Raw genomic sequence first — 14,094 nt, forward strand, 5'->3', positions numbered from 1 at the left:
AACGGGTCAAGTTCAATCAGCCAGGCAACTGTAATAAGCCCACCCTGCAGTGTCTCAAAAACAACAAAGGCCGGCTGAGCCGGCCTTTGTTGTTCATCGTACGTGGCTGGTCGATTGCCATCGCACAGGCACTCAGGCATTCAGGCATTCAGGCATTCAGGCTTCAGGCGCGCATCGCCTTGTCGCCGCGGGCCAGGCCCACCACGCCGGAGCGGGAGACTTCGACCACCTTGGTCACTTCCCCCAAGGCGCGGATGAAGGCGTCGAGCTTCTCGCTGGTGCCGGCCATCTGTATGGTATAGAGGCTGGCGGTGACATCCACTATCTGGCCGCGGAAGATATCTGCGGTGCGCTTGACCTCCTCGCGGGTATCGCCGCTGGCCTTGACCTTCACCAGCGCCAGCTCACGTTCTATGTGGGCCGACTCAGTGATGTTGGATACCTTGAGTATGTCGATGAGCTTATGCAGCTGCTTCTCTATCTGCTCCAGCACCATCTCGTCGGCGGCGACCGTGATGTTGAGCCGCGACAGGGTAGGATCGTCGGTCGGTGCCACCGTCAGGCTTTCTATGTTGTAGCCGCGTTGGGAGAAGAGGCCGACCACGCGGGACAGGGCGCCGGGTTGGTTTTCCAGTAATACACTAATAATTCGCCGCATCAGCTTTTCTCCGTTTTGCTCAGCCACATTTCATTCATTGCCCCGCCGCGGATCAACATGGGGTATACGTGCTCCGTCTCATCTATGCTGATGTCGACGAACACCAGCCTGTCTTTCATGGCCAGGGCCTCGGCCAGTTTGGTCTCCAGCTCGGCCGGGCTGCTGATGGTCATGCCGACATGGCCATAGGCTTCGGCGATTTTGGCGAAGTTGGGCACAGAATCCATGTAGGAGTGGGAGTGGCGACCCGAGTAGATCATGTCCTGCCACTGCTTGACCATGCCGAGGAAGCGGTTGTTGAGGTTGATGATCTTCACAGGCACATCGTATTGCAGCGCGGTCGACAGCTCCTGGATGTTCATCTGGATTGAACCGTCACCGGTGACGCACACCACTGTCTCCTGCGGCATCGCCATCTTGACCCCCATGGCGGCCGGCAGGCCGAAGCCCATGGTGCCCAAGCCCCCCGAGTTTATCCAGCGCCTGGGTTTGTCGAAGGGATAATAGAGGGCGGCGAACATCTGGTGCTGGCCGACATCCGAGGCCACATAGGCCTCGCCCTTCGTCAGCCTGTACAGCGTTTCTATCACCTGCTGCGGCTTGATGCGGTCGCTGTTGCTGTCGTAGGCCAGACAGTCGCGCTCACGCCAGTGGTTGATTTCGCTCCACCAGTAATCTATCGCGGCCTCGTCCTGCCGGGTGTCTTGTTCTGCGTCCAGCAGTTCCAGCATGGCATCGAGAATATTGTCGGCACTGCCCACTATGGGGATATCGACCCTGATGGTCTTGGAGATGGACGAAGGGTCTATGTCTATGTGCAATATGGTGGCGTTGGGGCAGTATTTCTCGACCTTGTTGGTGGTGCGATCGTCGAAGCGCACCCCTATGCCGAAGATGAGATCGCTATGGTGCATCGCCATGTTGGCCTCGTAACGGCCGTGCATCCCCAGCATGCCGAGGCAATTGGCGTGGGTGCCGGGGAAGGCCCCCAGTCCCATCAGGGTATTGACCACCGGAATGTTCAGGCGTTCGGCCAGAGTCAGTATCTGGCGGTCGCAGGCGGAAATGATGGCGCCGCCGCCGACATAGAGCACAGGCTTCTTGGCGGCCAACAGCGCCTGCAGGCCGCGGCGAATTTGTCCCCTGTGGCCCGAGGTCGTCGGGTTGTAGGAGCGCATCTTGACGCTCTTGGGGTAGACATAGGGATGCAGCAGCGCAGGATCCAGACAATCCTTGGGCAAGTCGACCACCACAGGGCCGGGACGGCCGCTGGCGGCTATGTAGAAGGCCTTCTTGATGGTTTCGGGTATGTCTTGGGGATCTTTGACCAGGAAGCTGTGTTTCACTATCGGACGCGAAATGCCTATCATGTCGCATTCCTGGAAGGCATCGTTGCCTATCAGGTTGCTCGGCACCTGGCCGGACAGGACCACCAGCGGGACTGAATCCATGTAGGCTGTGGCTATGCCGGTAATGGCATTGGTGGCACCCGGACCCGAGGTCACTAGTACCACGCCCACCTTGCCAGTGGCGCGGGCATAGCCGTCGGCCATGTGTACCGCCGCCTGTTCGTGGCGCACCAGTATGTGTTCTACGCCGGCGATTTCGTGCAGGGCGTCATAGATATCGAGAACCGAGCCACCTGGGTAGCCGAATATGTGGGACACGCCTTCGTCGATCAGGGAACGGACGATCATGCTGGCGCCGGATAACATCTCCATGGGCAATTCCTCTTAAGTTACCGTTACGGTAGACAGTAGCTTGCTTACAGCGACGGTAATCGCTCTAAATTAAAGCCGGGAGGGTAGTCCCGACTCTCGCTTGCCGATGACTGCTCGGTGGAGCAGACTTTTCATCCTGTGGATGCAGCAACTGTTGCTGGGCAACAGCTTTTCATCATAGGGGAAAGCAGTTGCGTTTCAAGCCTTTTAATCAGAAAAATAACCTGAATGAAACATTTTCATCTTTAAGCCGGCCAGCCGAGGACGGCTGGCGGAGTTTTATGTGGCTGGAACCGTCTTTTTGTCATGGGGTTAAGGCCGAAAGCCGGACTCTGCCTCCGGGTTGGTGACAGCGTTACCATGGTTTTGTGAAGTAACAGGTTTTTTGAGCTAATAGCTTTTTTGAAGCAATGGCTTTTTTGAAACTGGCGTTCGCCAAGGGACACAGACCGCAACGTCAATGGGCGTTGCGGTTCTGTGGTGACAGGAGCTTGCCGGGCCTTATCGTGACAGCTTAAGTCGCAGGCTTCTCTGCCGCTTGATGGCTGGGGCGATTGAACTGACACAGGCCGACCAGCACCACGGCCAGCAGCATGATGGCGGAGAAGGGCACGGCAGTGCCCGTGTAGAACAGGGCCAACAGCGGGCCCGCCAGGGCGCCGAAACCGAACCTCAGGGTGCCTATCACGGCGGTGGCCGTGCCGGTTTGCTGCTGAAACTTCATCAGCACTATGGCATCTGCGTTGACCGACATGATCCCCAGACTGCCCATCAAGGGGATCAGCATCAGCACTGTGAACTGGTAGCCTAGCCCAAACAGGTTCACCAGCAGGAGGCCGCCGGCGGCCAGGGCGCCGCAGAAGGTGGCGACACGCAGCATGCGCACCGAACCGTAGCGACCCACGATGCGCGAGTTGAGTATGTTGGCCAGCATCAGAGCGCCGACATTGGTGCTGAACAACAGGGCGAACATCGCCTTATCCAGGCCAAATACCTCCATGTACACGAATGGCGAGGCGGTGAGGTAGCAGAAGAAGGCGAACGAGGTCAGTACCCCGCTGGCGATGTTCATCTTGACGCCGCTGCGGCAAAGCACAGTGGCATAGCCGCCGAGGAAAGACTTCTGGCTGCGGCTGCTTATGTCCTGGTCGCTGGGCATCTTCAGCTTGAACAGCACCAACAGCAGCAAGGTGACGGCATACCCTGCCTGCACCAGGAAGATCAGGTGCCAGTTGCCCAGCCCCAGGATCAGGCTGCCCAGTGTCGGCGCCAGCAAGGGCGCCAACATCATGATCAGGCTGACATAGGACATGCCCTTGGCCGTGTTGTTGCCATAGACCTCCTTGATATAGCCTGGCACCACCACGGTCGCGGCCGCGCCTATGAAGGCCTGCAGCAGTCGCAGCGAGAGAAACACCTCTATGCTGGGGCTGACGGCGATAAGCAGACTGATGAGGCAGAAACCCGCCAGCCCCATGATCACCAGGGGGCGGCGACCTATGCGATCGGCCAGGGGACCGAAACACAACATGCCCAGGGCATAACCGGCCAGATACAGACTCAGGGATTGCTGTACCGTGGTGATATCTGTGTCGAAGCTGGCGGCTATGGTCGCCATGGCCGGCAGGTACATGTCGATGGCCAGCGGCGTGATGGCCACTATGGCGGCGAGCATGGGGATCAGCAGTGCCAGCATGGGCACGGGTCTATTGGATTGAGCGGCTAAATCTCTGGGTTGGGAGTCCACTGGTACCTCTGGTGGTTGTAAGATGGCTGCTAAGTTTGCTGCTAAAGCGCGGGTCATGCACAGCTACATAGTAAGCGTCCGGCAGGGATAAGCCAATGGCGCTCAAGCGAGTTTTATCCCCACCGAGTGTAAATAAACCGGCGTGGGCGGCCCTCATACCACTGAGTAGGCGCTCTGGCTGACGGCGCTGATGGTGGTGGCTATGGTCTCCAGGGTGTGGGTGAACTGGGCCTCGCTGCCTATACCGCCAATGCTGAGGCGAATATGGTTGTCGTGGTTGTTGAAGTCGTCGCCGTTGCGCACCAGGATGCCCTTGGCCGCCAGTGCCGTCACTATGTGGTGGGCCTTCACCGGCGCCGGCAGTTGCAGCCAGCCGTTGAGGCCGCGCCAGTTCTGCTGCAGCCGGAGGCGCTCGCCCATGGCGCGAAAGGCCTGCTGCCGCCGGCGGATGAGCTGATCCCGCCCTGACTGCAGCTCGCCGCGCTCCAGCAGCTGGCAGGCCAGCTCCACATTGAGCGGCGACACCATCCAGCACTGGCTATGCAGCGCCCGTTTGATCTGCGGCATCAGCGCATCGGGCAGCAGCATGAAGCCTTGGCGCAGGCCCCCGGCGAAGAGTTTCGACAGGCTGGCGATATAGATGACCCGGCTCTCCGGCTGCCCCTCAGGCCGTGTCTCGGGTCTGAGTGTCGGCTGAGCGGCGGCAGTCTGGTTCCACAGCGGCGGTTGCCACTCCTCCGGCAGACAGTAATTCACGTCGTCCTCTATGATGTAGAAATCGTATTCGCTCGCCAGTGCCAACAGGCGGCGACGCTGCGGCTGGCTGTACTGGATGCAGGTCGGATTCTGGTTATTGAGGGTGAGATACACCAGCTTGGGCCTGTGGGCACGCAGCAGTCGTTCGAAGGCTGCCAGATCCAGCCCCTCCCGGGCCAGGGGGATGCCGCTGGTATTGAGTCCCAACTGAGCGGCCGCCACCCGCACCCCTGGATAGCAATAGGCCTCGTGCAGCAGGGTATCGCCGGCGCTGCACAGGGCATTGAGGATGGCGAATATGCCTTGCTGCGCTCCGTGGGTGAACACAAGTTGTTGCGGCGACTGCAGTATGCCGCGCCGGCTCAGCCAGCGATGGAATATGGCCTGTTGATGGGGCAGGGGATTGGCGTGATACCCCAGCAGGGCGGCGAGCTTGGCCGGGCTCTTGGCCAGCGCCTGCAGGCAATCGCTCAGCTGGGCCACCTGATCCGTCAGCGGCTGCTGACAGGTTGCCAGGTTGACCTGCGCCGGTTCGTGCGCCGGGGTTTCTATGGCGGCCACATAGGTGCCGTCACCGACCCTGGCCTCGACATAACCCCGTTGTTCCGCCAGTGTATAGGCGCGGGTGACTGTGCCGACCGTGAGTTGCAGGGCATCGGCGAGCCGTCGCTGGGGCGGCAGCTTGGTGCCTGGGGGGAGTTGCCCCGCCTGTATGGCCTGTGCCAGCGCGCTCAGCAAGCGCTGATATTTAGGCCCGCTGAATTCGGCCAGCGAAGGCGTCCACATTGTACCCATGACAATAAATCCATTGATCCCGAGAATAATCCGGATAATATGCACAACATGTGCTTTGTGTCAATTATTGTATGTATACATTTAAGGGGTGATATGGACGATTCTCTCTTGGCTCTGATGCTGTCGGCGGCGCTCTTCTGTGCCACCATGACGATGACACCCGGTCCCAACAATATCCTGCTGGCAAGCTCGGGCGCCAACTTTGGCATCAGGCGCAGCGTGCCCCATGTGCTGGGCATACGCCTGGGATCGACCTCGCTGCACCTGGCGATACTGTTGGGACTCGGCGCCCTGTTCGAGGCCTGGCCCCTGTTGCATCAGCTGCTCAAGTATGGCTCGGTAGCCTATCTGTTGTACCTGGTCATCAAGATAGTCACCCTGCCGGTTGCGGCGTCGGGGGCACCCGAGGATGCCAGCCCCATGTCGCTGCGTGAGGCGGCGCTGTTCCAGTGGGTCAATCCCAAGTCCTGGATGACGACCATCACCCTGTGCAGCGCCTTCACCCTCGGCGGCGACGGCTATTGGGCGAGCGCCGTGCTGGGATTGTTGGTGTTCAATCTGATCGGTTTTCCCGCTGGCTTTACCTGGGTGATGATAGGCGCCGCCATCAGCAAGAAGCTCAACACAGTGCGGCGTCGGCGGCATTTCAACTGGTTCATGGCGAGCCTGTTGATGGTCTCGATCCCCATGCTGGTGAAATAACCCGCCAAGACCCGGCGCTAAAACCGTGAGGCAAAGCGACGGTAATATACTTGCAATACTCGCCGCCATGGCATTGGCTTTCGCAACGAATCGTCCTAATATTAATAACTTATTGAGGTCATTCGTTTGAGAGTCCAGCGTGCCGTTTCCTCGTCTTATTGCATTTATGCCAGGTTTAGAACAATTAGCTAATTACCAATCCCAGTGGTGGCAAGACGATGTGCGGGCGGGCTTGTCCGTCGCCGCCGTCGCCTTGCCGGTCGCCATCGCCTATGCCCAGTTGACCGGGGTCAACGCCGCCGTGGGGCTCTATTCCTGTGTCTTGCCCATGTTGGTGTATGCCCTGTTCGGCACCTCCAGACAGTTGATCGTCGGCCCGGATGCGGCCACCTGCGCCGTGATTGCCGCCGTGGTGACGCCGCTGGCGGGGGGAGACAGCCTGAAACATTGGCAGCTGGTGATGACCATGACTGTCATGACGGGCTTTTGGTGCCTGGTCGCCAGCCGCTTCCGCCTCGGGGTGATGGCGGACTTTCTTTCCAAACCCATCCTGATGGGGCTGCTCAACGGGGTGGCCATCACCATCATAGTGGGACAGCTGTCGAAAATTTTCGGTTTCAGCTTCGAGAAAGGCTACCTGATAGAGCGGCTGCTCAATGTCCCCGGCGCCTTAACCAGGACGCATTGGCCGACGCTGATGATCAGCGCCGTCACCGTCTTGGTGTTCGTGTTGTTGAAGCGCTTTCGCCCCGGGTGGCCGGCCTCCATGTGTGTGCTGGCACTGGCAGGACTGCTGGTCTGGTTATTCAATCTGCAGCAGTTGGGGATAGTCACAGTGGGTGAGGTGAGAAGCGGTTTACCGTCATTCCAGGCGCCGGCGTTCGACTTGGGCATTGCCCGTGAGCTGGTGATGCCGGCGCTGAACCTCGCCATGGTGAGCTTTGTCAGCATGATGTTGACCGCCCGCAGCTTCGCCGCCAAGAATGGTTACGACATAGATGCGGACAAAGAATTCAGGGCACTGGGATTTGCCAACATAGCCTCGGCCCTGTCCCAGGGTTTCGCCATCAGTGGCGCCGATTCACGTACCGCGGTCAACGATGCCAACGGCGGCAAGAGCCAGCTGGTGTCTGTGTTGGCGGCGCTGTTGATCGCCCTGGTGGCGCTGTTTTTCACCGCGCCGCTGGCCTTCATTCCCAGTGCCGCCCTTGGGGTGGTGCTGGTGGTGGCTTCTTTGTCACTTATCGACATCAAGGCGGTTTGGCACCTGAGAAGCCGGGACAGATCGGCATTCCTGCTGGCGCTGACGACCCTGTTTGCCGTGCTGTTCATCGGGGTGATCCCCGGCATCACCCTGGCCGTGTTGCTCGGGCTGTTTCAATTCCTCCTGACCGTCACCCGGCCGACGGATCAGGTGCTGGGGCTGGATGCCAAGGGGGTGATCCGCAGCATGGATGACACGGACAAGGCCAAATCCATTCCCGGGGTGTTTATCTATCGCTTCAACTCGCCGCTGACCTACTTCAACGCCACCTATTTCAAGCGTCGATTGCTGGAGCGCTTCGTGCGTGAGTCCGAGCCCGTCGATTGCATCATAATAGATGCTGTGCCCAGCTTTACTCATTTGGATCTCAGTGTGATGGCCATGCTGGGGGATCTGCAGCAGCTGCTGAAGAAGCGCGGCGTCCGCCTGGTGATGGCGGGGCGCAAGCGGCAGTTGCTCAGCTGGTTCGAGCAGGCGGGCCTGCCGACGGGAGAAGGCGGCATACTGGTCAGGCCGGACCTGTATCTGGCGCTGAAGATGAACCAGGCCTATAAACAGGCACTCGCCGAAGGTCAGGCGCCTTTGGTACAAAAAATCAAGGAAGATGAACTGGCACTCACCCACAGCCATCTGTGAACCTGGGCCGGCGGCGTCAGAGATTGGCATCAAAAACTGGGATCAGAGTCCGGCGTCAGAGATTGGCATCAGAGTTCGGCGGGAAAGCGGCACTCGGTGCGGGTTTCCAGCCAATTGGGAAACTTCGCCATGGCCTGGATGAATACCCGGCTCTGCAGCAGGCCGGCTAACCAGAGTTGCACCTTAGGGTAGGGGGCCTGGGCGAACCCGTGGCTGTCGACGCCGGCGAACTGGCGCACGAAGGGAAAGATGCCGTAATCGGCCAGGGTCGGGCGGTCGCAGATGAGAAAGTCCTGGTGCTCCAGGGCCTGCTCCAGCCGGGCGATGAACGCCAGTCCCTGAGCGCGGTAATGGCTCTGGGGGTGCTGTGGATGCCGGTCGGCGTACTTGTACTTGTCCAGCCAAGCCTTGAATTCCCTGTCGTTGCACTCGAGCAGGGTCTCGCTGAGCGTCTGTTGCTCTGGATTTTGGGGCAACACGCCAAGGGGATCCGCCAAGTTCAATGCCCAGCGCATTATGTCCAGACTCTCGTCTATCACCTTGGCGTGCGGCAACACCAGCACTGGCACTGTGCCCTTGGGTGAGGCCTGGAGCATGGCTTCGGGTTTATGCTTGAGCAAGATCTCACGCAGCATCACCTGCTGGCCGGATAAGAGTATGCCCATGCGGGCGCGCATGGCATAGGGGCAGCGGCGAAAGGAGTAGAGTATGGGCAGTGTCTGGGGGGATGGCTTCATAGGCTCACTGTATGGCTATCATGGTCGCTGTCTGTTGGACCGAAAAAGTAACATGCCTAGGCATGATAACCCCAGGCCGGCGCCATTGATATTCGAATTGACGCCAGATTGACGCCAGGAACGGGGCATGAGTCGGGTCTGGGCCGATTTATTACTGCATTTGTTGGCGGTTTCGGGTAGAATGTCGCGCGATTTTAAGCCCCGCTGCGCTTGCCCCTGTGGTGGCCGCAGCGGGTAATATAGTGAAGATGCACTGGAAATGAAGTTCCAGCCAGCAGAGAGGAAGTTATGTCGAAAGTTGTTGTCTGTGCCTTATATAAATTTGTATCCCTGCCCGAGTTCGAGGCCCTGCGCCTGCCATTGCTGAAGGTGATGGAAGCTGCCGGGATCAAGGGGACGCTGCTGCTCGCCCAAGAGGGGATTAACGGCACTGTTGCCGGTTCCCAAACGGCCATAGATGGCCTGCTGGCTTGGCTCGCGGATCAGGATGGCCTGGACAATATCGTCTACAAGCTGTCGTTCGACGAAGAGATGCCCTTCTACCGCACCAAGGTCAAGCTGAAGAAGGAAATCGTCACCATGGGCGTCGAGGGCATAGACCCGCTCAAGGTCGTAGGGACTTATGTTAAGCCCAAGGATTGGAACGCGCTGATCTCGGATCCCGAGGTGGTGTTGGTCGATACCCGCAACGACTATGAGGTGCAGATAGGCACCTTCAAGAATGCCGTCAACCCTGTGACCGAGACCTTCAGGGAGTTTCCCGAGTATGTGAAACAGAACCTGGATCCGGCCAAGCATAAGAAGGTGGCCATGTTCTGTACCGGTGGCATCCGCTGTGAGAAATCCACCGCCTTCCTCAAGGAGCAAGGCTTCGATGAGGTCTATCATCTGGAAGGTGGCATCCTCAAGTATTTGGAAGAAGTGCCACAGGAAGAGAGCCTGTGGGAAGGCGAGTGCTTCGTGTTCGATAACCGCGTCGCGGTGGATCATAAGCTGGAGAAGGGCCAATACGATCAATGCAATGCCTGTCGCATGCCGATCACAGAGCAAGAGAAGCTGAGCCCAGCCTATGTTCAGGGGGTGAGCTGTCCCCATTGCATAGACAAGATTTCCGATGAGCAGCGTCAGCGCTTCGTCGAGCGCGAGCGTCAGGTGCAACTGGCCAAGGCCCGCAACGAGGCCCACATAGGCAGCGACGTGAACCGGGTGATAGAGGAGCGGCGCTTGCACAAAGAAGCGCTCAGAAAGAGCCGCAACGAACAAAACGCCTGAGTCGCCGAACTCCCGATCTGAAATAAGAAAGCCAGTGGTATAGCCACTGGCTTTTTTGTCTTTGGGCTATGACGGTGATCCCGAGACAATCAGTCGCGCAGGGCCTTGTCCTGCAGGTTGAGGCTGAGTTCCAGCCCCAGGCTCGACATATGCTTCTGCTCCCTGTGCAGGTCCTTCAGGAACAGGCTGAGCTTGCGCTTATTGCCGGGCAGGGTCAGGTTGAGCCCCTGGCTGCCGGCCTGCACCCTATCCAGGGTCAGGCTGTGGGCGTTGCGGCCCAGGTTCAGCAATACGGCCAGGCGCAGCAGGCATAGCAGGCGCACCAGGGGCAGGCGCTGTGGCTGGGGCAGCTCATCCAGTGAGGCGAGGTTGGGTTTCTTGCAATGGTTGGCGATGAGCAGCGCCAAGTCCTGCTGCAGCGCCTGGCTGAATCCCGGCAGGTCGCTGTTGCTTATGATGTAACCCCCATGCTTGTGGGCCGCCTTCGAATTTATGTGTATGCCGATTTCATGCAGGCTGGCGGCATAGGCCAACAGGCGGGCGTGGGCCCGCAGCTGCCAGGCGTCGGCGACTTGTTCGAACAGGGCCATGGCCGAGTCCCTGACCTTGGCGGCATGATCCGGATCGACATGATACAGCCTGGCGATGCTGTCCACTGTGCGCAGGCGGATGTCCTGGTACTGGCCTATCTTGGCCAGCTCGTACAGCACCCCTTCACGCAATGCCCCCTGGGCGAAAACCAGTTGGGTCACAGGCAGGCGCCGAAAGAAACTGATGAGGATCGCCAGTCCGGCGGCCAGCAGGGGCGTGCGTTTATCGTCTATGTTGGCAAATTGGATATGGGACACATGACCCCAGGCGATCAACTTGAGCCTGAGGCGTTTGAGCCGCGCCAGGGTCACCACTTCATCGCCATGTTCTTCCAGCAGCGCCTCGCAGATGGCCTTGATGCTGCCTGAGCTGCCCAGGGTCAGTTGCCAGTCGCCGCTGAAATAGTCCTTGGACAGGCTGGAAAACTGCCTGTCGGCCGCCGCCTGGGCCGCCTTGAAGGCGTCGGCCGTGAGCCGGCCGGCGTCGAAATAACGTTCATTGAAGCTGACGCAGCCGCAGCGCAGGCTGGAGAGGTGGGTAGGGCGGTTTCTCTGTCCAAGCACCACTTCGGTGGAGCCGCCGCCTATGTCGATCACCAGGTTGTGCTTGGCCAATACCTGGCTCTGGGCTATGCCGTTGTAGATGAGGCGCGCCTCTTCATGGCCGGAAATCACCTCGACCGGGTAGGGCATGATGGCGGATGCCGCCTCTATGAAGCTGTCCCGGTTTTTGGCGACTCTCAGAGTATGGGTGGCGACCAGGCGCACCTGGGCCTGGCTCAGGCTGGAAAAGCGCTGATTGAAGTCCCGCAGACAGTCGAGCCCCCTGTCCATGGCCTCCTGGCTGAGACGGGCCTGCTCGTCCAATCCCTGGGCCAGTTGAACTTGCTGCTTTTCCTTATGCAGCACCTGCAGGCTGCCATCCTGCTCGCGGGCGATCACCAGATGAAAACTGTTGGAGCCCATGTCGATGGCGACGAAGTGCCTGGGTTGTGCTTGTGTGTTAACCAATGTCATTTACCTTAATAGCAAGGCCGCCGGGGCCTTGCCTGTTATCCCGCCTTGGTGAGCAAGACGTCATGGCCCTTGTCGTGCGCCTGCGCCTCTGTCTGTTGCTTCAGTTCCTGCAGCTGGCGCTTCTCATAGTTGACCAGATAATGATAGATGGCGACCTGGGAGCGCAGCTTGCGTTTATTCCCCCTGTTGCGATAGGGATTGCTCTGTTCCTTGTTGATGATCCTCGCCTTGGTGTTGTCGTTGAATTGCAGCGACAGTATGTCCATCACCATCTGTTTCAGGCGGGGATCATAGATGGGGGCGCTGACCTCGACGCGGTTGTCGACGTTGCGGCTCATCCAGTCGGCGGAGCAGATATAGAGCTTATTCTCGCCGCCGGCGTGAAACAGCATGACCCGGGAATGCTCCAGGAAGCGGTCGACTATGCTGTAGACCTCGATATTGTCGCTCACCCCGGGAATGCGGGGGATCAGAGCGCACATGCCGCGGATCAGCAACCTGATCTTGACCCCGGCCGCCGAGGCCTCGTACAGCTTCTGGATCAGCGCCTCATCGATGAGGTTATTCAGCTTGAGGGTAATAGCCGCCTTCATCCGGCCGTGGGCATTGACTATTTCCTGATCTATCAGGTTGGTGAGCTTCTGCCTGGCATCATAGGGCGAGACGATAAGGTGTTGGAAGTTATCGCGCCTGTAGGGGTGCTCGATCAGCTCGAATACCTGTTCTACTTCCCTAGCGATCTCCTGATTGGCGGTAAACAGGGAGAAATCCGTGTAGATCCTGGCGGTGCCTTCATTGAAGTTGCCCGAGCCGACATGGCAATAGAGGCGGGTCTCGCCCTGCTCCTCGCGGCCTATCAGACAGAGCTTGGAATGGACCTTGAGACTGGGGATGCCGTGATGCACCCTCACCCCGGCCTCGGCCAGGATGCGGGACCATTCTATGTTGGATTGCTCGTCGAAGCGGGCGTGCAGCTCGATCACCGCCGTGACCTTCTTGCCATTCTTGACCGCATCCACCAGCGACTGTACCACATGGGACTTCTTGGCGACCCGGTAGAGGCTGATGCGGATGAAACGCACCGCGGGATCATAGGCCGCCTGGCGTACCATCTCGGTGAAATGGGAAAACTTGTGATAGGGGTAGTTGAGCATGATATCGCCCATGGCGATGGCATCGAAACTGTTGGCGCAGCGCCCGAAGCCCGCACTGTCGAGCGCCGGCATCTTCTCGTTTTCCAGGTAATGGCGACTGGGATTGGGGAAGCCGATGAAGTCCTTGAAACTGTGATAACGGCCGCCGGGGATCAGACACTCGGTGGAGCTGATGTTGAGATTGTCCTTGAGCATGGTCAGCATATGTTCCGGCATGTCCCTGTCATACACCAGGCGCACGGGTTCGGCGGTCAGGCGTTTCTTCAGGCCCTTGGTCATCTTCTCCAACTGGGTCTGTTCCAGTTCATCCGTGATGTCAAACTCGGCATCCCGGGTGAGTTTCATCGAGTAGGTGTCTATGGCCTCGTACTCGAAGAAGGGACCGAACAGCTCATCGACACAATGACGGATAATATTGTCGAGCAAGATCAGATATTTCTTGGCCTTGCTCTTCTCGGTCGGCAGCTCGATGAAGCGCGGCAGGTTCTTGGTGGGCACTTCGACCAAGGCATACTGGCGTCGCTCCTTGCTGTAGAGGCAGACGGCGAGATAGGTGGCGTCATCGTTGATCTGTTTCACCAGATCCCGGCTGTTGTTGACTATCAAGGGGCTAATATGGCGTTTGAACTGATCCTTGAAATGCTTCTTGAGCCAGGCGCTGTGGAAGTCGCTCAATTGTTTCTCATTGATTAAGAAAATATTACGCCTGACCAATTCACGCATCAGATCTGCGTAGATGGCGTCGAAGCGCTCCTGCAGCGCGAGCACCCTGGACTGGATCTTGGCCATCAGGTGGCGGCTGTGGCTGCGGCCATCCTGCAGCGAGGAAATGAGGATGGCCCGGCGCACCGCCGCGACCCTGACCCGGAAAAACTCATCCATGTTGCTGGAAAAAATCCCCAGAAAGCGCACCCGTTCCACCAGGGGGACCTGGGGATCGCAGGCTTCCTGCAATACGCGTTCGTTGAAGGATAACCAGGAAAGCTCTTTATCTATCGATAACTTGTCTGTGACGGGCGACACTGCACGGCTCCTTATAGCAAGC

General features: G+C 58.8%; 10 protein-coding genes. 3 read left to right on the plus strand and 7 right to left on the minus strand.

Going from position 1 to position 14,094, the window contains the following annotated elements:
• Positions 1 to 163 precede the first annotated feature (163 nt).
• From ilvN to HC757_RS00615, 4 genes are all read right to left on the minus strand, one after another.
• Positions 164 to 658 carry an acetolactate synthase small subunit gene (ilvN, locus tag HC757_RS00600; protein ID WP_169562325.1) on the minus strand — a complete coding sequence of 165 codons (495 nt, stop codon included), beginning with the start codon at positions 656 to 658 and terminating at the stop codon, positions 164 to 166.
• A complete protein-coding gene (locus HC757_RS00605) occupies positions 658 to 2,379 on the minus strand; it encodes an acetolactate synthase 3 large subunit (protein ID WP_169562326.1) in 1,722 nt (573 codons plus the stop codon). The genes ilvN and HC757_RS00605 overlap by 1 nt, the downstream gene beginning before the upstream one ends.
• 514 nt (positions 2,380 to 2,893) lie before the next feature.
• Positions 2,894 to 4,075, minus strand: coding sequence for a multidrug effflux MFS transporter (locus HC757_RS00610; RefSeq protein WP_244623016.1), 1,182 nt, complete (start codon positions 4,073 to 4,075; stop codon positions 2,894 to 2,896).
• Between the two features lie 204 nt (positions 4,076 to 4,279).
• Positions 4,280 to 5,677 (minus strand): aminotransferase-like domain-containing protein, encoded by a 1,398-nt coding sequence (locus tag HC757_RS00615; RefSeq protein WP_169562328.1) that lies wholly within the window; start codon positions 5,675 to 5,677, stop codon positions 4,280 to 4,282.
• Positions 5,678 to 5,770: 93 nt separating this feature from the next.
• Here HC757_RS00615 and HC757_RS00620 point away from each other — a divergent pair, with 93 nt between their 5' ends.
• A complete protein-coding gene (locus HC757_RS00620) occupies positions 5,771 to 6,379 on the plus strand; it encodes a LysE family translocator (protein WP_169562329.1) in 609 nt (202 codons plus the stop codon).
• Between the two features lie 139 nt (positions 6,380 to 6,518).
• Positions 6,519 to 8,279: a SulP family inorganic anion transporter gene (locus tag HC757_RS00625; RefSeq protein ID WP_169562330.1), complete on the plus strand. Its 1,761-nt coding sequence runs from the start codon at positions 6,519 to 6,521 to the stop codon at positions 8,277 to 8,279.
• Positions 8,280 to 8,347: 68 nt separating this feature from the next.
• On the opposite strand, the gene HC757_RS00630 is transcribed toward HC757_RS00625, so the two are convergent.
• On the minus strand, positions 8,348 to 9,016 hold the full coding sequence (locus HC757_RS00630) for a glutathione S-transferase (RefSeq protein ID WP_169562331.1): 669 nt from the start codon (positions 9,014 to 9,016) through the stop codon (positions 8,348 to 8,350).
• A 288-nt stretch (positions 9,017 to 9,304) separates the two neighbouring features.
• On the opposite strand from HC757_RS00630, the gene trhO reads away from it, so the two are divergent.
• Positions 9,305 to 10,288, plus strand: coding sequence for an oxygen-dependent tRNA uridine(34) hydroxylase TrhO (gene trhO, locus HC757_RS00635; RefSeq protein WP_169562332.1), 984 nt, complete (start codon positions 9,305 to 9,307; stop codon positions 10,286 to 10,288).
• 89 nt (positions 10,289 to 10,377) lie between these two features.
• Here the strand turns inward: trhO and HC757_RS00640 are convergent, their stop codons facing one another.
• Both HC757_RS00640 and ppk1 read right to left on the minus strand, forming a co-directional pair.
• Positions 10,378 to 11,889 carry a Ppx/GppA phosphatase family protein gene (locus tag HC757_RS00640; RefSeq protein ID WP_425313937.1) on the minus strand — a complete coding sequence of 504 codons (1,512 nt, stop codon included), beginning with the start codon at positions 11,887 to 11,889 and terminating at the stop codon, positions 10,378 to 10,380.
• Positions 11,890 to 11,930: 41 nt separating this feature from the next.
• The gene (gene ppk1, locus HC757_RS00645) at positions 11,931 to 14,072 is read right to left on the minus strand and encodes a polyphosphate kinase 1 (protein WP_169562334.1); all 2,142 of its coding nucleotides are present in this window, start codon (positions 14,070 to 14,072) and stop codon (positions 11,931 to 11,933) included.
• Positions 14,073 to 14,094 lie beyond the last annotated feature (22 nt).

The sequence above is a fragment of the Shewanella salipaludis genome, assembly GCF_012911865.1.
Taxonomy (GTDB): Bacteria; Pseudomonadota; Gammaproteobacteria; order Enterobacterales; family Shewanellaceae; genus Shewanella; species Shewanella salipaludis.